Origin of the sequence: Idiomarina sp. PL1-037 (assembly GCF_034422975.1) — a bacterium.
Taxonomy (GTDB): domain Bacteria; phylum Pseudomonadota; class Gammaproteobacteria; order Enterobacterales; family Alteromonadaceae; genus Idiomarina.
Window position 1 is genome coordinate 1,880,692 of record NZ_CP139873.1, and the last position, 21,778, is coordinate 1,902,469.

Below are 21,778 nucleotides of genomic sequence, written 5' to 3' on the forward strand. Positions count from 1 at the left end.
TTTGCTCAAAACTTGCTTCCCCCCACATGAGTCGTGCGACAATACTATAATAAACAGAGTACGCATGCGCGACAGGTAAGGATAAATATGATCAGCGTTTTTGATATCTATAAAATTGGTATTGGTCCTTCCAGTTCTCATACTGTGGGGCCGATGAAAGCAGCCTATGAATTTTTGCATGCCGCAAAAAAATCAGGGCATTTAAATAACGCGGATGGAATAAAAGTCGAATTGTTCGGTTCACTTGGCCAAACGGGTAAAGGTCATGGTACCGGCAAAGCCGTTATTCTTGGGCTGGTCGGGGAGACTCCCGAAACAGTAGACACTGACAGCGTGGAAGATTTTCTGGAGCAAACTCGTAAGACTGAAAAGCTGAATTTGCTTGGAGAGAATGAGGTTTCCTTCCCCAGCGAAGGCGCCATTACTTTTCACCGCCGCAAAACCATGCCCAAACACGCCAACGCTATGGAATTGAAACTGTTGAAAGACGGCGAAATCATCTATAACGACCTTTATTACTCCATCGGCGGTGGCTTCATTGTGCGCGATGAAGATTTCGACGAAACGCTGGAAGAAGCGATAGAACAGTCGTCTAAACCGATTCCATATCCGTTTGACAGTGCTGCAGACCTTCTGGCGCATTGTAAAGAGCACGGTATGCGCATGAGTTCATTAATGATGGCTAACGAAAAAGTCTTCCGCAGTGAAGAGGATATTCGGGCTGGATTAATGAAAATTTGGCGCACCATGCAGGAAAGCATCAAAAACGGCATTACCACCGAAGGTATACTGCCGGGTGGACTTAAAGTTCGTCGCAGGGCATCGGCTTTATATCAGCGCCTGAAAAAAGAAAAGTCGAGCGATGCCATGCAAGTCATGGACTGGGTAGATTTATACGCTTTAGCGGTTAACGAAGAAAATGCCGCTGGGGGTCGTATCGTCACCGCTCCTACCAATGGCGCAGCTGGTATTATACCCGCAGTTATGAGTTACGCTGACAGATTCATAGAAACGCTGGACGAAGACTCAGTGGTTCGCTTTCTGCTGACCTCCGCTGCCATTGGTATTCTTTATAAGAAAAATGCTTCAATTTCGGGTGCTGAAGTCGGTTGTCAGGGTGAAGTGGGTGTTGCCTGTTCAATGGCTGCAGGTGCTCTGGCCGAATTTATGGGCGGTGACCCGTGCAGGGTCGAAAATGCGGCAGAGATTGGTATGGAACACAACTTGGGCTTAACCTGCGACCCTGTGGGCGGCTTAGTACAAGTACCGTGTATTGAACGAAACGCCATGGGCTCGGTTAAAGCTATTAATGCCGCCCGCCTGGCCATGCGAGGCGAAGGCGACCACAAAGTGTCTCTGGATAAAGTGATTAAAACCATGTGGGACACCGGCAACGATATGAAAACCAAATACAAAGAAACCGCTCGCGGCGGTTTGGCAGTCAATATTATTGAATGTTAAGTGTTTGACGCTACTGCCGGTGCTTAGCGCATCGGCAGTGAGCAGCTATCAAAGAGTTTATCAATCTCATCCTGACTTTTTAGCTGAGTAGCTTTTTGTACCCTATCGCGCGTTAAGTGTGGGGCGAAGTTCTCAATAAAGTCGTACATATAAGTACGTAAAAAAGTCCCTCGGCGGAAACCAATCTTAGTCGTACTGTGCGTAAAAAGATGCTCTGCAGGTATCGCCACTAAATCGGTATCTTCTTTTGGGTCGTAAGCCATGCTAGCCAGAACCCCAATGCCCAACCCCATTCTGACGTAGGTTTTTATTACATCAGCATCGGTTGCTGTAAAAACAATTTTAGGCTCATGTCCGGCATCGGCAAAGGCTCTATCCAACTCGGAACGACCAGTGAAACCATGCACATAAGTGACCAAAGGAAACTGAGCAATATCATCAATAGATAGCTTACTCAGTTGCGTAAGCGGATGTGATTTAGGCACAACAATAGACCGGTTCCAGTGATAACAGGGCAACATAATAAGGTCGTGATATAAATGCAGCGCCTCGGTCGCAATGGCAAAATCTGCCCGCCCTTTCGCCGCCGCCTCACTAATTTGCTCAGGGGACCCCTGATGCATATGCAGTGAAACTTTTGGATATTGTTGAATAAATCGCTGAATAACGGACGGCAAGGCATAGCGAGCCTGAGTATGGGTCGTCGCAATGTTGAGTTTACCCTGGTTTGGCAAGGTGTGTTCAGCAGCAACCGTCTTAATTGACTGAACGTTATCCAGAACCTGCTGAGCGACCGCTATGATGTCTTTACCCGCTGGCGTTATGTGAGTCAGGTGCTTGCCTGTCCGGCCAAATATCTGCACGCCCAGCTCGTCTTCCAGCATTCTGACTTGTTTACTAATGCCCGGCTGCGAGGTGAATAAGCTTTCAGCCGTAGCAGAAACATTCAGGTTATGATTTGTTACTTCAACAATGTAACGTAACTGCTGTAATTTCATTGAGGAACGTGCCACTCTAGTTTGCTAAATGTGATATAAGAAAATACTATAATAATCTTGATAACTATGACAAATATAAAAGCTATCGCAACAGTATTTTGTCTGAGCTTCTATTTGGACCACAGGAACTATCATCTATGACCCAACCCGCATTTGATTTTTCAACCGTCCTGGCGTCTTCCGTGCACGACATGAAAAATTCACTGTGCTTACTCATTCAGATGATAGAAGAAGTATCAGAACAGGTCACCGACAGCAGTGCAACAGAAAAAATGGCGAAAGTCCATTACGAGGCTCAGCGTATCAATTCAAGTTTAATGCAAATGCTCACGCTTTATCGCAACGATAATAACGCCTTACCACTCAATAGCGACTGGCACCACGTCGACGAACTCGTCGAAGAGCTTTTGCTAAACAATGAGCTCTATCTTGAACAGCGTAACATTACTGTCAGTACCGACATTGATGAAACAGCAACAGGCTGTTTCGACAGAGAGCTGATCTTTCATCTACTTAATGACATCATCATTAATGCAATGCGCTACACAGCCGATAAGCTCTTTATAAAAGTAGAGATAACCGAAAACGGTGGATGTCGTATTATGGTTCACGATAACGGCGATGGTTTTCCTGCTAGAATGCTGGAAAACGCCGCGATGCCGATACAACACTTAAATATTCAACAATCCCGGACAGGGTTAGGTCTATATTTTGCCCAGATGATAGCAAGTGCCCACGAGCGAAATAATAAAAAAGGTTTTATCGAGCTAAAAAATAATGGACACTTAGGTGGTGGTGTTTTCTCTTTAACATTACCCTGAAAAATAATTATAACTTAACGAGCGTAATATGATTTACACCATTGTCATCGCATTGATTATATTACTAATAATAATGGCAATTATAGTCGGTGCGGTACAACAGAACAGACAGCGTTTAGAATTAGAGCGTCGCAAAAAGATGGCGCGTTTCCGCAGTTCGCTTGAACAGATTGAAGATCTCATTCATATGGCGAGCTTCTTCCCTATTGGTAAATCCATGCTGGTGGTTCTTAATAGCCGTGCGTTAGAAATACTTAAGAGTATGAATGCTGTCTCGCCTTCAAAAGACTATAAGGCTCGAATACAGAGCTACGAAGAGCGTATACAAAGTGTTGACCGTAATGACACTTCGTTAATCAGTGAAGACTTTGAGATCCCGGAAAATAACAAGCAAATCATAGCAATGATCAACGGGCTCAAGCGTTTACGTTCTACTTTACGAAACGAACATTCCCGCGGCCGGGTCGACAGCAATGTTTTTAGTGTCGAAGATCAACGTTTGACCAAGTTGCAACTGAAAATTAATATTGAGACCTTAATACGTCGCGGACGTCATGCTTACGAAAGCCAGATGTTAGGCTCCGCCAGACAGTATTATGAAAAAGCATTACGCACGATAGAAGACCAGAGCTTTAGTGACGACTACACTACGTCGCGCCAGCAATCCATTAAAAAAGCACTGGAAAAAATTGCACAAGAGCTAAAAGATGCTCATACGCGTGATAAAGAAAAACACAAAAAAGAAGACGATTTAGAAGAACTGTTCCAACCTAAGAGAAAATGGTAGATAGAATGCCGGACTGGAAAGACCAACTCAGCCAAATGGTATATTCAACAGACTCGGGGCGTATTGATCCAGAGCCTGAACCAGAGGAAGTTCCTGAGGGCGATGGTATTGTTCGCCTGCGCCGGGAAACCAAAGGTCGAAAAGGCAAAGGAGTAACTATTGTTACCGGACTGGATAAACCGCAATCAGAGTTAAAAGCAATAGCCAAAAAACTCAAGCAACTCTGTGGCGTTGGAGGCTCGGTTAAAGAATATGAAATAGAGTTGCAAGGTGACCAGCGCGACAGTATTGAAAGCTGGTTGAAAAAGGAAGGCTATAAAGTTAAGCGTGCGGGCGGCTAAGGTCGTATTCAATATATAAACACCGTCCGCCGTCACGCCACTCAACATGGCTTGAAAAGTTTCTTATCAGCTGTAATCCACGACCAAACGCCTGTTGTTCGTCATCTTGAGATACTTGCTGATATTCCGAAAAGCCATTCTCGCTATTGGATGAAATACTGAATGAAAGCAAACTGTTATCCGGCTCGTATTCAATATCGATTTCTATTTCTACGTCCTCTAACACAGCCAGCCGCGCTTCCCGTGTCCGGTAGTATTCATCGAACCCGTGCCCGGTCTCTTTAATTCCCGAATCCAGCTGCAAAACGCTGTGTTCCAGGGTATTGTTAAAAGCTTCTGCCAACAATAAATACAAGGTTGTTTTGTGCGCGCCAATACCTTCAAGATGACTTAAGGAATCCACCAGCTTAATAATTGGGTCGTGCCCCTTAATTTCGTTTTCTTTTAGATAAATTACTAACCGGAAAGGCAAATGAGTGACATTAGTATCAGGCTGGTTGACAGGTATGTCGGTGGCTGCACAATCCAGACAAACTAATGAAATATCATCCAACTGCTCTTGCCCTTGTTGAAAGGTTTGTAATGAGCCAACCAGCCCCTCAAAGTCTCTCTCGCGAGCATAGCGTAACAACAAAGCCTCGAACCCCCGTTCAGATAAACGCTCATCTGCCTTGTTAGTCATCTCAACCACACCGTCGGTATAGGTTATCAGTCGTGTGTTTTTCTCAACAAAACAGTGGCTCACCTGGCTACTGAACTCTTCAGGAGACAAAATACCCAACGCCATATGCTCAGGCACTAGCCGTTTTTCAACTTCTCCAGCTTCATTTATCAGCAGTGCATCGGGAATGCCGCCATTCCAGTATGTTAAACGTTCACCATTGGCGGACAATTCAGTGACAAAAGCGGCACAAAACATGTCGTCGGGTAACAGCTTAACCAGCTTGCGGTTAAACTCTTCAACCATATTCGCTATTGAAAGCCCTTTTTCAGCTAAATCAAAAAAGGTTTGGGCTACAGGGAGAGCCCCGGTGGCGGGAGCTAATCCGTGGCCGGTAAAATCACCAACAAACAAATAAAAATTTCCCAGAGGCCCAGCTTTGGAGAGAACTAAATCACCATTAAATTCACTGGCCGGTGCCAGATAGGTTTTTAAGAATGGGTATTCTGTTTCGTTTTCCTGCAGCGCGTTAGTCAGCATGTGTCTGACAACGTTTTGCTCTCGCTCCATTCGGTTAGAATGGTAAGCCAGAGTCTCATTTTTACCCTTGAGGGAATAGCTCAACTCGCGAACCCGCGCGTGAGCGTTGAGTTTTGCCTGCAAGACAACCGGTTCAAACGGCACACTAATAAAGTCGTCCCCACCAGCCTCAAGGCATTTCAACAAGGTTTCCTGATCATCCAGTGCCGTAATAAATAAAATTGGCAAATGGACATCGCCGCTTAGGGCTTTTAACCGAGGAGCGGTTTGAAAGCCGTCCATAATCGGCATCATAACGTCCAGTAACACCACGTCCGGCGCCAGGCTGACAAAAATATCGATAGCCTCCATGCCGTTGTGAGCGCAGGTGACCTGATGCCCAAAGCGTTTTATCAGGCCACTCAGCATCACCTGGTTAGCAGGTTGATCATCAACAATCAGTACCTTCATCAGGCAATAACAAACATCTTATCAAAGCGGGATATATCGAGAATACGACGCACGTCCGGTTTAGCGTTAATCAGTTGAATGCCCTTTACGCTGCTGCCTAAAGATTTACGCATATTGAGCAGCATACCGAGTGCCGAGCTGTCCAGATAATCGGTTTCCCTCAAGTCGATAATTACGGTTGGCTGTGAATCACCAATATGACTGTAGGCCTGACGAAACTCCTGTACCAGACTAAAGTCAAATTTCCCTTTAATAGCAATAACTAATTGCTTACCATCATTTGAAAAGTCGCGACTAACGTTCATACTCACCTCTTTTTTAATGAGCATAACACAGATTTTCTGATTGAGTTTATCTGCTGAATACCCTACTCTTTCGATCACAATAAATTCTAATTATGTGATTATGGCAATAGCCTTTGACGAACTCCGTATTTTGCTTATCGAACCTTCCGATGTGCAAAGAAAAGTAATTACTCAGCACCTGAACCAGGCCGGCATTCAACATACCCGTGGCGCTTCAACCATTGCTGAAGCAAAAGAAGAAATACTTCGCTGGCAGCCCGATATTGTCACCAGCGCTATGTATTTTTCTGACGGCACTTCACATGAACTCATTGAATTCATTAATACTAATGACTTAAAAGATACTTTACATTTTATGTTGGTATCATCAGAACATCGTGCCGATCAACTGGAGCAGTTCAAACAAGCCGGTATTATCGCCATTTTACCAAAACCTTTTACGCCAGATCAGCTCCAGCGGGCCATTACCGCCACCATGGACATGATGGAACCCGAGCTACTTCATCTTGAGCTTTATGATATCGAGGATTTGCGGGTCTTGATCGTTGATGACAGCATGACCTCGCGCCATGTCTTAAGACGTGTATTTGAAAACCTCGGCGTCGAAAGCTTTGTTGAAGCAGAAAATGGTCAGCAGGCTATTGATATCTTAGTGGAACATCAATTTGACTTGATTGTCACCGACTTTCATATGCCGGAAGTAAACGGCAGTGAACTCACTCAATACATTCGTAATAGTTCAGCACACGCTCACACTCCGGTTCTCATGGTGACTGCACGCGCTAACGAGCCGCAACTTGCTAACGTAAAACAAAGCGGAGTCGATGCCTTAACCGACAAACCTTTTGAACCGGCAACGTTAAGAAAACTGATCGCCCGTTTATTAAACAGCTGATCCTGAATTTAAGAATTAATATTTGTTCGTTAAAACGAAAAGCCCCCGCCAGTTGAACTGACAGGGGCTTTTATCATTTTAGCTTTAGCCAAAGAACGGCTATTCAGATGGTTTCTGGCGATACTTCTCGTAAAGCTCAGTATGTCGGCTGCTTAAGCTTACTTGGCGTCCATCGATATAAAGGTGCGTTAACTTCTGCCCAATGGGATCAAGTAAGTCACCTTCAGACACACTCAGTGAAGCGCTTTTACCGACTTCCAGTGAACCCAGCTTGTCAGCAACACCCATAATCTCAGCGGGCTTCAACGTAATAGCCGCAAGAGCCTGCTGTTGGTCCAAACCAAAAGCAACTGCGTTTCCCGCGGCAAAAGGTAAGTTACGTACGTCCCAGTAACCCGGATAAGAAATAGCAAAGTTTACCCCGGCTTCAGCCAGACGAGCCGGCGTGGCAAAGGCCTGATCATAACCTTCGTCGTTGCGAGCCGGCAGACCGTAAGGCGAGCCAAAAACAACGGGAACATTAAACTCGGCTAGCTTATCGGCAATACGCCAGGCATCTCTGGCTCCCATAAGCACCAGTTCAAAACCATACTCCTGACTGGTATCAATGGCCTGCTCTAACTGACGTTTATCGTCGGCATGTACGTACAGCTTCTTACTGCCGTCAAACAAGCCCATCATAGCTTCCCAGCGCTGGTCCAGATCAATTTTACGATCGGCCTGCTTTGCATCGTAGTAAGCCTTTGCATCAGCGAAGACTTTCATTAATTGCTGACGGGATTCCTCGTTCGCTTTACGCTGCTCCTCAGGTGAACGGCTCTCCCACCAGGTATTTAACACGTATGTGCGCGGCCAGGAAACATGCACACCCATTTCTGCCGCTACCAGAGCGTCCTGATAGTTCCACCCATCTAAATTCATTAAAGATGACTGGCCGGCTACCAGCGAACCTTCAGGGGCGACCTGAGCGTGAGTAATGCCGTGGTAACGTACCGTCGGAATAATTTCCGAATCAGCATTAAAGGCAACGTGACCGGCAACTTCCGGATGCACATCACCCACTTCACGCGCGTCGCGGGTTGCCCTTACTGCTTCAATTTCATTCAGGCCAATAGTGGTATCCATGGCGATAACTCCCGGATACACGTGCTGACCGGAAATATCGATAACTTCAGCGCCGTCCGGGATACTGACATCCTGACCAATAGCGGTGATTTTACCGTTTTCAAACACTAAGTCTGAGTTGGTAAGCACCCCATCAGAAACGGTATGCAAGGTTCCTCCCTGAAGTACAATAGGGTTGCTTTGCTTTTCGCCCGGAACTTCATCATGTGCCGCAGCACTATTAAGCGTCAGCGCACTGACCAATGCGGCACTAACGGTTGTAAGTAATTTATTCATTAATGTTGTCCTCCGTGCTGATGCCCTTTACCGGTAAAGTGATCTAGCCAAAAGTCGTGTTCAGTATCACAGTGCCAGGTAGGCTGATCCGACTTATAACCATCTTTAGCCCCTATTTTTGCATCATCACCTGCCGCTAAAACTTTCTGGATAAGTGCGTTCTTTTCTTGTTTAACCGCCTGCTGTCGCTGTTTATCGAGTTCGCGGTCGAAAAACTTACGGCCGTTAATCCAGGTTTGCTCTGCTTGCGCATAAGCACTTAAAGGATAATGACTCCAAAGTACGAAATCAGCTTGTTTGCCTTTTTCAACAGACCCCACATAACTGTCCACTTTCAACTGTTTAGCTGGGTTAATGGTCACCATTTTCAGTGCTTCGTGTGGCTCCATATCACAGTACCGAACCGATTTAGCCGCTTCAGTATTTAAACGACGTTGTAAGTCATTACTGTCAGAATTAATGCTGGTTAAGACTCCGCGTTCTTTCATCAAGCACGCGTTATGAGGAATAGCGTCGTACACCTCAAACTTATATGCCCACCAGTCCGCAAAGGTTGAGCCACTGGCACCATGCTCAGCCATTTCATCAGCGACTTTGTAGCCTTCCAAAATGTGAGTAAAAGTATCCAGGGTAAACCCAAAATCCTCTGCGACTTCCATTAACATCAAAATTTCTGACGCTACATAAGAGTGAGCATGCACAAAACGTTCACTGTTTAGAATTTCCAGCAACGTCTCCAGACGATAATCAGGCCTTGGAGCTGCAGCCCTATTACGTTCTGAACGGCTCATACGTTCATAAGCCTGCTTCCGCTGCTGGTACTCAAGTGCAGCCTGGAAACCGTCACGCATAATGGTCTCAACGCCCAAACGAGTTTGAGGGTAGCGAACGGTCATGTTGTCGCCCCAGTTACTCTGCTTAACGTTTTCACCCAATGCAAATTTGATAGACTCAGGGGCTGCATCGAATTTCATGACATTAGCATCGGTTCCCCAGCGTAATTTAATCACTTGCGCCTGACCGCCAATAGGGTTCGCTGAGCCATGAAGCAACTGTGCCATGGTGGTACCACCCGCCAACGAGCGATAAATGTGAATATCATCCGGGTTAATCACATCACCAATTCGAACTTCCGATGTCACCGCTTCAGAACCTTCGTTAACACCACCTTCAATAGCAATGTGTGAATGCTCGTCAATAATGCCCGGAGTCAAATGCATCCCCGCGCCATCAATTTCAGTCACGCCAGACGGCGCAGACAAATTTTTGCCAATAGCTGCAAATTCACCATTTCGAACCAGCACATCCGTTTCTTCAAGAATCCCATCGTCAGTTGCAGTCCAGACCGTTACGTTACGGATAAGGACATCCTGACGCTCCGGCAAACCGTCAAGGCCATATGCCACATTAGGGAACGTCAGCTCGCTAACATATTCCACAGGTTCCGCTTTACCGCTCGTTTCAGTCTCGCTTTCGTCTGAATCCATTTGAGCCTGTAATCTAACTTCTTCACCTTCAGGAGAAACCGCCGTTACTGAAAACGTTCCCTGAGCTTCAGGTTCCAGCTTAAAGCGCCAACTTCCGGCCGGTTCTGCATCAAGGTCGGCAACAAAGGATAAAGATTCGTTACCTGACTGCACGTGACGTAGAGCGCTGGTCTTTTCATTTGACTTAACTTCACCGCTCAGCGCGGCACCAGGCTTAATGTCAATCTCGATATCCTGATTATTCAGTTTCATACTGTAATTGCCGACAAAGTCGACTTTATCCCGGGATACCAACTCGTTTTCTTCGCCCTGCAACCAAACTGACTGAATAGTGCCATCCACGAACAAATCGCCTTTAGCCATAACAAAGTCAGCTTTGTAGCCCTGAGCCAGCCTCCCTGCTTTGTCGTCTACCCCGGCAATTTTCGCCGGAATAGTCGTCAACGCTGCAAGAGCCTGCTCTTCGCTCAAGCCATACTCAACCGCTTTACGCAGGTTAGGCCAAAAGCTCTCTGTACTTTCTAAATCGTGTAAAGTCAGAGCAAAGTCCACACCAGCCTCAGCTAACATTGCCGGGTTAGACGGAGCCCGTTCCCAGTGCCGCAACTTTGCTAAATCGACGTCGAGATGCGCATCGACACCGTCAACGTCTGGTGCAGCCGGAAAATTAAGCGGAAGAATTAAGTCACTTCCGGCATTTTTTACTGCATCTAAGCGCGCGTATTCGTAACCCGAGGCTACATACACTGACGGAACTTTGAATTGATCAAAAACATCATCAGCACGCAAGAGTGATTTCTCATTGTCAACCTTAAAAACAATTCCGTTATTCTCTATATCTGTCAGTGAATCAAGCGCCGCATTAAATTCGACCGATTGATTATGCGACTGCTTTCCATAAGAGTTTTCATACCAGTTAGCATCAGATAAGGTTTGTCTGACTAGCGCAATGCTGCCCATCAGAGATGACGGATACTGCTGCTGTGAGGAGCCTTTATCAAATGAACCAAAATGCTTTGCCTCACTTTGGTAAATAACGTCGTTAGGTATTCTGTCTGCCAGCGAAACCGTTACCGCCTGTCCCTGAAAAATGCCGTCTAAGTTAGCCGACTGGACACTGGTGAAGCCTTGTGACACCCATTTATTTGCATCTTCAGAGTTGGTCTTAAATTCGCTGAACCAGTGTTTTTGCGAGTGAATCGCGTCATTTGCCGCGTTACCACCCTCACGCTCATTGTTATAAATGGGCGTGTCCGAACGTTCTTGCTCACTGCTAACGTTAATTCCGTAGCTGCTGTAGGGGTCAATAAACCCCGGATAAATTGTATATCCGGTCCCGTCAATCACCCGCGCTCCGGCAGGCGCCCGGTTATTACGCTCAATTGACTGAACGACGCCATTTTCAATAACCAAAGTGGCATTAGTGATAGATTTTCCCGGCTCACTGATAATTGTTGCATTCTGAATTGCCGTCAGACTTGGCGTGTTATCGCGCATTCCGTTTGTCCGGGAAGTCTGATCAGCCGCAACCGACGCGGTCAGTACCGACGTTACCGCTAACGTCAGAGCACTGAACTGATGCACTTTTTTCATGAATTGTCCCCATTTTGACTTATTTTTGTCATTTAGTTATCTCATTAGATAAGTTACTTTGTTATATATAGAGGTGACAAGCATTAACCGACAGATCGTGTATTATTAACGTTCAGTGAATTTAACAAACGGAGTGTTTCAATGAAAAAACAACTATTAACAACAGCTATAGCTGGACTGGTGACTTTGTCATTCAATGCTACGGCTAATGAGCACGCCTTTAATGATGGCGATAAAGCCGTAGAATACCGCCAAAAAGCGTTATCGGTTATGCAGCAAAACTTTGCGGCTATGGCTGCAATGGTTAAAGGCGAAGTTGAATACAACGCAGACTTTTTTCAACGTCGTGCAAATGATTTTGAGAAAATGTCAGGTATTCCATGGTCAGGTTTCGGTGTTGAAGGCGCAATGCCAGGCAACAACTCTGATGCATTAACCGCCATATGGGATAACTGGGATGACTTTCAGCAGCGCGCTAATGACTTGCAAGAGTACGCTGCCAGACTGGCGGACGTTAGTCAAAAAGGCTCTATTGACTCAATAAAACCGGTTTTTATGGACGCCGCAAAAACCTGCAAAGGTTGCCACGACGAATATAAAGACTAGTTAAGCAGCAACATTAAAATTAACCAGACAGCAACCGCTAAAATGAGCCCCTGCCAGCCGGGTTTAAGATTTGGCGCTTGCTGACTGGTGGTTCTGTAACCATGCACCATGGAAGCCACTAAAGGTGTTCCTTTAAGGCGATAAAAAAGCACGGCCAGAACATGTACGGCAATAACAATTAATATCACGTCGAACTGAGTTTTATGCCAGCTGGTTACCGCTTTTTGACCATCTGAAGATAGCCAATTTGATAATGGCCCCGAGAATAAAATGCCGTCGGTTGAGAATAACCCTGTAATAACCTGACTTAAGAGCAACCCAAGCATAATAATGACAGCCCAGCCACCAGCCGTACTGTGGGTATTCTCTGCTTCATAGCGCCCTTTAAAAACATTATGCAAATGCTTAAAGATAGCTTTAGGCGACTTTAAAAAGGTTTTAAAGCGGGCATTTTCGCTACCAAATATTCCCCAGCAAATTCTGACTAAAAGTAACGCAAGTAACGCAATTCCAATATCCTTATGCAGCTCCATGCGGCCATTTTCAACGGTCCACCAGAGGCCGCCTAAAAGAACGATAAGCAAGCCGTGAAACACCCGAATAAAGCTGTCCCAAACTTTTATAGAATTTCCTTTCTGTTTCATATTGTTAGCTCCAAATTACTGGGAATATAAAAAGCTAAGTGCTAGGGTATAATTAATTCGATTAAATGGGTAGTGACTATGCGCAAAGTTCTTATTGCTGACGACGACTTTATCAGCCTTGAAGTATTAAAAGCCATGCTTGCCAATTTTGAGGTAAGTATATTAACGGCAATGACGGGAGAAGAAGCCCTGACTTTGGCTAAAGAAGCTCCGGATCTCATTTTTCTGGATTACGAAATGCCGGACATGTCGGGAGCTCAAGTCTGCCAGGAGTTGCGACAAAGTGATATGCACAAGAACACACCGGTTATCGCTATTACCAGTCATCAAAGCGCAAGCGAAATGAACGCTTGCCGTGAAGCCGGCATGAATGCGACATTGCATAAACCGGTTTCACCAGAAGCGCTTAGCGAGTTAATGACTGAATACTTGTGAACTACCCCGCAACGTCGCTTCGCTCTGATCTCGGGGTTTTCTCGGCAGCATTAGATAAAGTCGATAAGCAACAACTATTATTGATGCTTGAATCTTTGGTCGTCGGCCAACTGCACCAAAGATTCGCTCTCTTTTAGGAACTGGCTGGAAAATTCACCGAAATACTGGCTAACCTCATCGAAAAGCGAGATAAAATCCGACTTTTTACCGCTTTCTATATCATCGATGATTGCTGAAAATTGCTGTAAATAACGTCTTATCGACGAAAACTGTCCTTTATTCGCAGCAATAATATCGGCGTAAAGTTCCGCATTTTGCGCAAACAAACGACCAATCATCATTAATTCCATCCGATAAATAGGCGAGCTCAGTTCCAACAGCTCTTTAATATCGACGCGTTCATTAGCCAGGTGAACACCGTAAGCAAAGGTGCTTAAATGGCGCATCGCCTGGATCCAGCCCATGGCGTCGTCGTGTTTATCAGCATTCACTTCGTGTAAATGGGCGCCCCAGTTAACAAACTGATCCAGTAACCACTGATAACGCTCTGGTTGGCGTCCGTGAGTAACAACCACCAGCTGCTTCGCCAAATTCTGCACAGAAGGACCAAACATAGGGTGCAAACCAACGACCGGCCCGCTATGCTGTGCCAGCATGGCATTTAAAGGAGCCGCTTTAATGCTGGTTACATCAGCCAGAACACAGTCCTCCGCTAAAGGTGGTAACTGCTTTATCAGGTCAACAGTCTTATTAACCGGCACACTCATCAAGACCAACTGCGCCCGGCTTAAATCGTCCTTACCTGGCCAATCATCATCTTTATCAATGGTCATTACCGAATAGCCTGTCTGCCGCAACTGACTGACCAGACGTGCGCCCAAAGCCCCTCTTCCACCAAACACAACAACCGGTCGTTCAAGTTGAGTCGAAGTCGCAGCAGCCTGTGCCGTTTGCGTTCGATACGATTCTCGAATAATACGACGAATAACATCTTCAATTAAGTCTTCCGACAAGCCGGCCTCTTTGGCTTTGCTTCTGCGCGCTTTTATTAAAGAACGTTCTCTCTGTGGAACGTAAAGAGGCTGTTTCAACGAACGTTTGGTTTCTCCCACAGCGGCAGTTAGCTTTGCTCGCCGGGCAATTATCTCAATTAATTCGTTATCAGTGGCATCAATTGCATTGCGCAGTTCTGATAATTGTTGGTCCGGGTCATGGCTCATGAGATGATATTTTATTCCTCTTTTATGGCTTTTATAACACGATGGTAGGCTTTTTGAATTTTTTGCATTTTAGCCACACTTCCACCTTTATCAGGATGGTATTTGTGCACTAGCTTGCGATATTGCTTTTTAATAAAGGCCTGGCTTGCCGGCGGTTCAACTTCCATAATCTGCCAGGCATCATTCACAGGCATACTGGTTTCTACTTTAGAAGAAGCATGCCCCATGCGCTGCCAAAAATCATCCAGCATAGATTCAACATCAGCGCCGGATGTTGAGCCCAGCTGATTCAGGTCTAAATAATATTCTGCTAGCGCGTCCTTTTCTGTCAATGCAGAAACCCCACGCTGCCATGGCTGACACTCAATATTCAGGGTATGAATAAAAAGTTCGTACTTTTTTTCTTCCCGCCAGCGTTCACGCAATTTATAAAGACAGTGAAACAATAAAAAGTGAGTCTGAAACAGGGTCAAAGGATCACGCAGAGCTTCTTTATCAAAGAATTCATAAGGTGGCCCCTGCAAAGACGCAATCAGTTCGTGTTCAGTCCAGTGGTGCTGAACATCCAAATTTTCAGCTAAAATTTGGGTTAATATTTCGATATCTTCGTTCATTCTAAAACACTATCAAAAAACCCAGCACAAGGCTGGGTTTTTCTTTGCTATTTCGTTTGTTTGCTAAAAGCTTAAGACAGCTTCTCGCGGATACGTGCAGACTTACCAGAACGCTCACGCAAGTAGTACAGTTTCGCGCGACGAACCGCACCACGACGTTTGACTTTAATGCTGTCAACTAATGGGCTGTGCGTTTGGAAAGTACGCTCTACGCCTTCACCATTCGATACTTTACGTACTGTGAACGCTGAATGCAGACCGCGGTTACGAATACGGATAACAACACCTTCAAACGCCTGAAGACGTTCGCGGTTACCCTCTTTTACTTTTACATCTACAACAACAGTGTCACCTGGTGCAAACTCAGGTAGATCTTGTTTCATCTGCTCTTCTTCAAGAGCCTTAATGATATTTTGGCTAACTTTTGCCATCTTCGTATCTCCTATCCTAGGTAAACTGTACTTTATTTGCCGGATGATTGCTGCGCGATAAACTCGTTCAACAATATTTCCTGCTCGTCAGTCAGAGCTAGGCTATGAATTAACTCTGGTCGTTGCAGCCAGGTTTTACCCAAAGACTGCTGTAAACGCCAGCGACGTATCTTTTCATGATCACCGCTTAATAACACTGGCGGTACTTGCTGCTCATTATAAGTTTCAGGCCGAGTATAGTGAGGGCAATCCAGTAACCCGCTGGCAAAAGAATCTTCTGCTGCTGAATTATGGTGTCCCAACACCCCGGGAATTAACCGTGATACCGCGTCAATAAGCACCATTGCCGGTAACTCACCACCGCTTAAAACGTAATCCCCTATCGACCATTCCGCATCAACGTATTGCTTGATAACGCGTTCATCAATGCCTTCATAACGGCCAGCAATCAAAATCATTCGATCATTGCTGGAGAGCTGTTGCACTCCGCTGTGATCAAGTTTTTGCCCTTGCGGTGACAAATAAATAACAGGAGTATCCTCACCCAGGCTTTTTTTTGCTGCGTTGATAGCATCCACAAGTGGCTGCACCATCATCAACATACCTGGACCACCGCCATAAGGTCTGTCATCAACAGTCCTGTGGCGATCATGAGTGAAATCACGAGGATTCCATACACTCACTGTCAGCAAACCTTCCTTTATTGCTCTGCCGGTAACACCGTAATCGGTAACGGCCGAAAACATTTCAGGAAACAAACTGATGACGCCAACCTGCAATGGTTTGCCCATCAAAAGTCCGATGGCCACTCAACCTGAATCTGTTTGGCTTCCTTATCAACCGCAGTGACATATTCACTTTGGATAAAAGGAATTAAACGTTCAGATTTCCCGAACCCATCGTTGCTGTTTGCTTTTACGACCAACACATCGTTCGATGCGGTGGGCATAATTTGTTCAACCACACCCATATCATAGCCGTTGGTGTTCACTACACGCATACCAATAAGGTCGCGCCAGTAAAACTCGTCATCAGCTAATGCCGGTAACTCATCTGCAGTAATGCAGATATCCGCGCCTGTAAGGCGTGCAGCCTCATCACGATCGGATATGCCTTCTAACCTGGCGATAAATCCGTTGTTGTGGCGACGCCACTCGACAACTTTCATTTCCCGCTCAGTTTTTTGGCTAAGTAACCAAGGGCTGTATTCAAATATCGATTCTGGATCATCGGTAAATGACTGCACTTTCAACCAGCCTTTTACGCCATACACCGCACCGATGCGACCAACGACGATTTGCTCTGATTGCTGCATTAATTTACCTACCTGAATCTGTTAATGCTTACGCCGCAGCGCTTGCATCTTTAACTAATTTAGCAACACGATCAGATAACTGAGCGCCTTTGCTTACCCAATGCTCGATGCGGTCAACATCAACACGAAGCTTTTCTTCCTGACCACGAGCTACAGGGTTAAAAAATCCTACTTTCTCAATGAAACGACCGTCGCGAGCATTGCGACTGTCAGCAACTACCATTTGGTAGAAGGGGCGTTTTTTCGCGCCACCACGTTGTAAACGAATGGTTACCATTGCGTTCCTCAATATAACTGTTTTGTAAATGTAAAAAATAGCAAAGCCCTCCGACGGAGTCGGAAGGCTCGGCAATTCTACTGATTTTTACTGCAAATGCAAGCTTGACGCGCTTTTTCCTAGCGTCCGGGGAACATTCCTGGTGGCATCTTTCCGCCCATGCCGCGCATCATTTTCTGCATGCCGCCACCTTTCATTTTTTTCATCATTTTTTGCATTTGAGTAAACTGTTTAAGCAACTTGTTCACATCCTGTACCTGAGTACCAGAACCGGTCGCTATACGGCGCTTACGCGAGCCCTTTATTACGTCGGGACGTAGCCGTTCCTTCGGAGTCATGGAGTTGATAATGGCTTCCATGCGCAAGGTCATTTTGTCATCCATCTGACCTTTCATTTGCTCAGTCATTTTACCCATGCCAGGCATTTTCGTCATTAATCCCATCATGCCGCCCATTTCACGCATCTGTACGAGCTGATCACGAAAATCCTCCAGTGAGAACTGGCCTTTTTTCATGACTTTTTTCGCCACGCGCTCCGCTTTCTCTTTATCGACTTTTTGTTCCACTTCCTCAATCAGAGAAAGCATATCACCCATGCCGAGAATTCTGGAGGCTACGCGGTCAGGATGAAAAGGCTCGAGTGCATCGTTTTTCTCACCAACACCCAGAAACTTGATAGGCTTACCGGTAATATGGCGAATAGACAGAGCCGCACCACCACGAGCATCACCATCAGTCTTAGTCAAAATAACCCCAGTTAACGGCAAAGCTTCGCTGAATGCTTTAGCGGTATTTGCCGCATCCTGACCCGTCATCGCATCAACGACAAACAGAGTTTCAACTGGGTTGATGGCGGAGTGGAGTTGCTGGATTTCCTGCATCATATCTTCGTCAATAGCAAGACGACCGGCCGTATCGACTAACACCACATCAATAAACTGCTTACGTGCCTGGGCAATAGCAGCATTAGCAATATCTACCGGCTTCTGCTCAGTCGTGGATGGGAAGAACTCCACCCCAACTTGCTCGGCAAGAGTTTCCAGCTGTTTAATAGCGGCCGGACGATATACGTCGGCGCTGACCACCATCACTTTTTTCTTCTGGCGCTCGGTTAAATATTTAGCCAGCTTGCCCACACTGGTAGTTTTACCTGCCCCCTGCAGACCTGCCATCAAAATAACAGCCGGTGGCTGGGTATTTAATTGCAGTGGCGCATTCGCCTCACCCATGGCTGCTTCCAGCTCAGACTGGACAATTTTTACAAATACCTGACCCGGCGTCAGGCTTTTGTTGACCTCTGTACCTACTGCCCGTTCTTTAACTTTAGCAATAAAGTCTTTGACCACAGGCAAGGCAACATCGGCCTCAAGCAGCGCCATGCGAACTTCGCGCAACGTCTCTTTAATATTGTCTTCGGTCAGTCGGCCTCGGCCGCCAATAGAATGTAGCGTTTGCGACAAACGTTCCGATAAATTCTCAAACATGTCGATCGTCTCTTATATTGCGATTTCTGACGTTAATAGTAATGGGGACAGTATATCTGATTTGCAAGAAAGTTTCGCCCCGTAAGTATTGGGTTTGGCCGACTGACGTCGTATACTCGAGGCATGAACAACTAAGAACCAGGGAAGTCGAGCGCGTGATGCTCTCTTTATTGTTGCTAATCAGCTTATTGGGTTACTGTGCCAGCGCTTTTGTTATCCTACAAAATATATTAAAAAACAAAGTGCTTCACCCAGCTTATCAGATCATACCAGCTGCTTTGGCGGTTGCTGCGCATGGCTGGCTTATCATAATAGAGCTCGCTGACGATGATTTTGATCACATTAATATCTCGTCCAGTCTGGCTATTGTGGCTTTTCTCATAGCCGCTTTAACCGTAGTGAAAAATAACCAGGCCAGTAACTTATTTTTGAAACCGGTTATTTATCTATTCTCTGCGCTTACCACACTGTTACTCGTATTTATTCCTGTTAACTGGGGAGCCGACATAAGCGTAGGGCACGGGCTAGTTTTTCACATCACTTTATCGTTGGTCGCTTATGGAATACTGGCTTTAGCCACACTTTACGCACTACAAACCAGTTATTTAAACCGTGTGTTAAAAAATCGAAAAGGTCATATTCTGCTGAGCAAATTGCCACCATTAATGACCGTCGAAAAATACTTCTTTAACCTTCTGGCGCTGGGTACTTTTGTACTATTTCTCGCTCTGGGCTCAGGGTTTCTTTTCCTCGATGACATGCTTGCTCAGCAGCAAGCTCACAAAACTATTTTAACTAGCGTCGCAGCTCTGCTTTATCTATTGGCCGTGGTCCTGCACAGAACATCTGGCTTACGTGGCCGCATTATTGTGGTTATTACTGTACTTGCCAGCACACTATTAACCTTAGGTTATTTTGGCAGCCGCTTCGTGAAAGATTTTCTCTTATCCTGAATGATACTTGACTTCATAGCTGAGAACTCTACATTGTCACATTCACAGTATAATTAAGGAATAAACCGTTGGACGAGATATCAACGAGCATGTTGCTCGTGATTTTAGCCGTACTGTTATTTTTATCCGCATATTTCTCTGGCTCCGAAACTGGCATGATGTCTATCAACCGGTACCGTCTGCGCCACCTAGTACAAAACAATCACCCCGGAGCTAAGCGTGTCCAGTACTTGCTTGATCGCCCCGATCGGTTAATCGGCCTTATTCTTATTGGTAATAATCTGGTCAACATTGGCGCATCCGCTATCGCAACAATTCTTTGTCTGCGCTGGTTTGGTGACGCAGGAATTGTTGTCGCTACTTTTGGTTTAACCCTAATTATTCTGATTTTTTCTGAAGTCACGCCAAAGACTATTGCAGCACTGCACCCGGAACGCATTTCGTTCCCCAGCTCCTTAATTTTGATGCCTTTGCTGAAAATCATGTACCCTATCGTTATTGGTATGAACTTCATCACCAATTCCTTTATGCGCATGCTGGGGGTCAACCCGAAACAGTCACAAATGGCTGACGCATTAAGTTCCGACGAGTTACGCACCGTGGTTAACGAGGCCGGAAACTTAATTCCAACTTCGCATCAGGAAATGCTGGTCAGTATTCTGGATCTCGAGAAAGTTACGGTAGAAGACGTCATGGTGCCCCGTAACGAAATAGTCGGTATCGATATTAGTGACGACTGGAAATCTATCGTTAAACAATTGTCGAATGGCCAGCACACCCGCGTACTGCTTTATCGCAATGAAATAGATGATGCTATCGGATTTCTGCATGCCCGCGATATCATGCGTCTGATGAGCAAGAACCAGTTTACCGCTGATAAATCCATATTAGTTCGCGCAGCACGGGACAGCTACTTTATTCCTGAGGGCACACCACTGAATGTTCAGCTGCTAAAGTTCCAGCGTCGTAAAGAACGTATCGGACTGGTTGTTGACGAATACGGCGACATTCAGGGACTCGTTACTCTCGAAGATATTCTGGAAGAAATTGTTGGCGACTTTACGACTTCCATGGCGCCGGCTCCCAGTGAGTCAGTAACGCTTGAAACCGATGGCAGCTTTTTAGTCGACGGCTCAGCTAACTTGCGCGAATTAAACAAAGAAATGAATTGGGATTTTCCGACGGATGGTCCAAAAACCTTAAGTGGCCTTATTATTGAGCAGTTCGGAGATATTCCTGATGCCCGGTTGTCGCTTCGTTTAGGCGGTTATCCGGTAGAGCTTGTTGAAATTGGTGACACCATGATAAAACAAATTAGAGTATTTCCCGAGCTCTACCAAAAAACCGACAACCAGACCAATGACTAACCGAAGAATAAACGCCATAGCCAGCCGTGCTTTAAGTCTTCCTCACATTTATTCAATTGCGCGGCGTATGTCATAGAGCGGCTTTTCACAACCCTGGATACTTTTACCAACCAGGGTTTCTTTAAATAAGACTTACGTTGATAACCGCCCCAACCTTCATGGTAGTTAAGGTATTGTCCGTAAGCATCCCATTTCGATACGCCATTAATTTTATAGGTTTTTGCTATAAACCAGCCCATAAAATCAATCGCATCTTCAAAATCATCGCGGCTGGCCCAACCGTTACCCGTTTCACGCTGGTAATCTTCCCAGGTCATCGTTTTCGCTTGCGAGTAACCGTAAGCCGAACTCACCCGCCCCCACGGAATAAAACCTAAAAGGTAATCTCTGGGAGGCAAAGCATTATGCTTAAAGGAACTTTCCTGATACATCATCGCCATTGGCACGTGAATAGGCACACCCCAGCGCTCACGCACATCTGCGGCCGCATGATACCAGTCACGGTGTTCTTCAAAAATATGACAAACATTTTCAGGATTAGCCGGAGGAGGTGTTGCACAACCACTCAGAGTCGCTACAAAAAAAGCACTTACCAGCACTTTCGGTTGAATTGAAAAAAAAAGTTTTATCGCCATTGAACTTTATTCACTCGCTAAACTCTCAGTAATTGAACACATGTTGTAGCTGAAAAA

The 21,778-nt window shown here is 45.7% G+C and carries 23 protein-coding genes; 9 read left to right on the forward strand and 14 right to left on the reverse strand.

Annotated elements, in window-relative coordinates:
* Nucleotides 1-87 precede the first annotated feature (87 nt).
* Nucleotides 88-1,461 (forward strand): L-serine ammonia-lyase, encoded by a 1,374-nt coding sequence (locus tag U0358_RS08740; RefSeq protein WP_322406036.1) that lies wholly within the window; start codon nt 88-90, stop codon nt 1,459-1,461.
* A gap of 23 nt (nt 1,462-1,484) precedes the next feature.
* Here U0358_RS08740 and cysB read toward each other — a convergent pair whose 3' ends face one another.
* A complete protein-coding gene (gene cysB, locus U0358_RS08745) occupies nt 1,485-2,459 on the reverse strand; it encodes an HTH-type transcriptional regulator CysB (RefSeq protein WP_317498617.1) in 975 nt (324 codons plus the stop codon).
* Nucleotides 2,460-2,596: 137 nt separating this feature from the next.
* Here cysB and U0358_RS08750 point away from each other — a divergent pair, with 137 nt between their 5' ends.
* Genes U0358_RS08750 through yciH form a run of 3 tightly spaced genes read left to right on the forward strand, consistent with a single transcriptional unit; the run spans nt 2,597 to nt 4,408 of the window.
* On the forward strand, nt 2,597-3,280 hold the full coding sequence (locus U0358_RS08750; RefSeq protein WP_322406037.1) for a sensor histidine kinase: 684 nt from the start codon (nt 2,597-2,599) through the stop codon (nt 3,278-3,280).
* Nucleotides 3,281-3,308: 28 nt separating this feature from the next.
* Nucleotides 3,309-4,067 (forward strand): hypothetical protein, encoded by a 759-nt coding sequence (locus U0358_RS08755; RefSeq protein ID WP_322406038.1) that lies wholly within the window; start codon nt 3,309-3,311, stop codon nt 4,065-4,067.
* Nucleotides 4,068-4,072: 5 nt separating this feature from the next.
* A complete protein-coding gene (gene yciH, locus U0358_RS08760; protein WP_317498597.1) occupies nt 4,073-4,408 on the forward strand; it encodes a stress response translation initiation inhibitor YciH in 336 nt (111 codons plus the stop codon).
* On the opposite strand, the gene U0358_RS08765 is transcribed toward yciH, so the two are convergent.
* Both U0358_RS08765 and U0358_RS08770 read right to left on the reverse strand, forming a co-directional pair.
* Nucleotides 4,389-6,059 (reverse strand): SpoIIE family protein phosphatase, encoded by a 1,671-nt coding sequence (locus U0358_RS08765; protein WP_322406039.1) that lies wholly within the window; start codon nt 6,057-6,059, stop codon nt 4,389-4,391. The two genes, yciH and U0358_RS08765, sit on opposite strands and share 20 nt — an antisense overlap.
* Complete coding sequence (locus tag U0358_RS08770; protein ID WP_011234950.1) at nt 6,059-6,364, reverse strand: STAS domain-containing protein; 306 nt, start codon at nt 6,362-6,364, stop codon at nt 6,059-6,061. The genes U0358_RS08765 and U0358_RS08770 overlap by 1 nt, the downstream gene beginning before the upstream one ends.
* A 100-nt stretch (nt 6,365-6,464) precedes the next feature.
* Here U0358_RS08770 and U0358_RS08775 point away from each other — a divergent pair, with 100 nt between their 5' ends.
* Nucleotides 6,465-7,259 (forward strand): response regulator, encoded by a 795-nt coding sequence (locus U0358_RS08775; protein WP_317498595.1) that lies wholly within the window; start codon nt 6,465-6,467, stop codon nt 7,257-7,259.
* Nucleotides 7,260-7,358: 99 nt separating this feature from the next.
* Here the strand turns inward: U0358_RS08775 and U0358_RS08780 are convergent, their stop codons facing one another.
* Entirely contained in the window at nt 7,359-8,660 is a 1,302-nt protein-coding gene (locus tag U0358_RS08780; protein ID WP_322406040.1) for an amidohydrolase family protein, read from the reverse strand.
* Complete coding sequence (locus U0358_RS08785; RefSeq protein ID WP_322406041.1) at nt 8,660-11,740, reverse strand: amidohydrolase family protein; 3,081 nt, start codon at nt 11,738-11,740, stop codon at nt 8,660-8,662. The genes U0358_RS08780 and U0358_RS08785 overlap by 1 nt, the downstream gene beginning before the upstream one ends.
* A 141-nt stretch (nt 11,741-11,881) precedes the next feature.
* On the opposite strand from U0358_RS08785, the gene U0358_RS08790 reads away from it, so the two are divergent.
* Nucleotides 11,882-12,346: a c-type cytochrome gene (locus U0358_RS08790; protein ID WP_322406042.1), complete on the forward strand. Its 465-nt coding sequence runs from the start codon at nt 11,882-11,884 to the stop codon at nt 12,344-12,346.
* Here the strand turns inward: U0358_RS08790 and U0358_RS08795 are convergent.
* Nucleotides 12,343-12,990 (reverse strand): cytochrome b/b6 domain-containing protein, encoded by a 648-nt coding sequence (locus U0358_RS08795; protein WP_322406043.1) that lies wholly within the window; start codon nt 12,988-12,990, stop codon nt 12,343-12,345. The two genes, U0358_RS08790 and U0358_RS08795, sit on opposite strands and share 4 nt — an antisense overlap.
* Nucleotides 12,991-13,068: 78 nt before the next feature.
* Between U0358_RS08795 and U0358_RS08800 the strand changes: the two genes are divergently transcribed.
* Nucleotides 13,069-13,425, forward strand: coding sequence for a response regulator (locus U0358_RS08800; protein ID WP_317498590.1), 357 nt, complete (start codon nt 13,069-13,071; stop codon nt 13,423-13,425).
* Between the two features lie 77 nt (nt 13,426-13,502).
* Here U0358_RS08800 and tyrA read toward each other — a convergent pair whose 3' ends face one another.
* From tyrA to ffh, 7 genes are all read right to left on the reverse strand, one after another.
* Nucleotides 13,503-14,645 carry a bifunctional chorismate mutase/prephenate dehydrogenase gene (tyrA, locus tag U0358_RS08805; protein WP_322406044.1) on the reverse strand — a complete coding sequence of 381 codons (1,143 nt, stop codon included), beginning with the start codon at nt 14,643-14,645 and terminating at the stop codon, nt 13,503-13,505.
* 11 nt (nt 14,646-14,656) lie between these two features.
* The gene (locus U0358_RS08810) at nt 14,657-15,259 is read right to left on the reverse strand and encodes a DNA-J related domain-containing protein (RefSeq protein WP_322406045.1); all 603 of its coding nucleotides are present in this window, start codon (nt 15,257-15,259) and stop codon (nt 14,657-14,659) included.
* A gap of 71 nt (nt 15,260-15,330) precedes the next feature.
* On the reverse strand, nt 15,331-15,690 hold the full coding sequence (gene rplS / locus U0358_RS08815; RefSeq protein WP_317498587.1) for a 50S ribosomal protein L19: 360 nt from the start codon (nt 15,688-15,690) through the stop codon (nt 15,331-15,333).
* A 32-nt stretch (nt 15,691-15,722) separates the two neighbouring features.
* Nucleotides 15,723-16,481: a tRNA (guanosine(37)-N1)-methyltransferase TrmD gene (gene trmD / locus U0358_RS08820; RefSeq protein ID WP_416182986.1), complete on the reverse strand. Its 759-nt coding sequence runs from the start codon at nt 16,479-16,481 to the stop codon at nt 15,723-15,725.
* A complete protein-coding gene (gene rimM / locus U0358_RS08825) occupies nt 16,481-17,005 on the reverse strand; it encodes a ribosome maturation factor RimM (protein WP_317498586.1) in 525 nt (174 codons plus the stop codon). Before rimM ends, trmD begins: the two co-directional genes overlap by 1 nt.
* A 28-nt stretch (nt 17,006-17,033) precedes the next feature.
* Nucleotides 17,034-17,282 (reverse strand): 30S ribosomal protein S16, encoded by a 249-nt coding sequence (rpsP, locus tag U0358_RS08830; RefSeq protein WP_011234962.1) that lies wholly within the window; start codon nt 17,280-17,282, stop codon nt 17,034-17,036.
* Between the two features lie 119 nt (nt 17,283-17,401).
* Nucleotides 17,402-18,766: a signal recognition particle protein gene (ffh, locus tag U0358_RS08835; RefSeq protein WP_317498585.1), complete on the reverse strand. Its 1,365-nt coding sequence runs from the start codon at nt 18,764-18,766 to the stop codon at nt 17,402-17,404.
* 158 nt (nt 18,767-18,924) lie between these two features.
* Here ffh and U0358_RS08840 point away from each other — a divergent pair, with 158 nt between their 5' ends.
* Nucleotides 18,925-19,719 carry a cytochrome C assembly family protein gene (locus tag U0358_RS08840; protein WP_322407472.1) on the forward strand — a complete coding sequence of 265 codons (795 nt, stop codon included), beginning with the start codon at nt 18,925-18,927 and terminating at the stop codon, nt 19,717-19,719.
* A gap of 68 nt (nt 19,720-19,787) precedes the next feature.
* A complete protein-coding gene (locus tag U0358_RS08845; protein ID WP_317498584.1) occupies nt 19,788-21,086 on the forward strand; it encodes an HlyC/CorC family transporter in 1,299 nt (432 codons plus the stop codon).
* On the opposite strand, the gene U0358_RS08850 is transcribed toward U0358_RS08845, so the two are convergent.
* Nucleotides 21,083-21,721: a transglycosylase SLT domain-containing protein gene (locus U0358_RS08850; RefSeq protein ID WP_317498583.1), complete on the reverse strand. Its 639-nt coding sequence runs from the start codon at nt 21,719-21,721 to the stop codon at nt 21,083-21,085. The genes U0358_RS08845 and U0358_RS08850 overlap by 4 nt on opposite strands.
* Nucleotides 21,722-21,778: the final 57 nt, after the last annotated feature.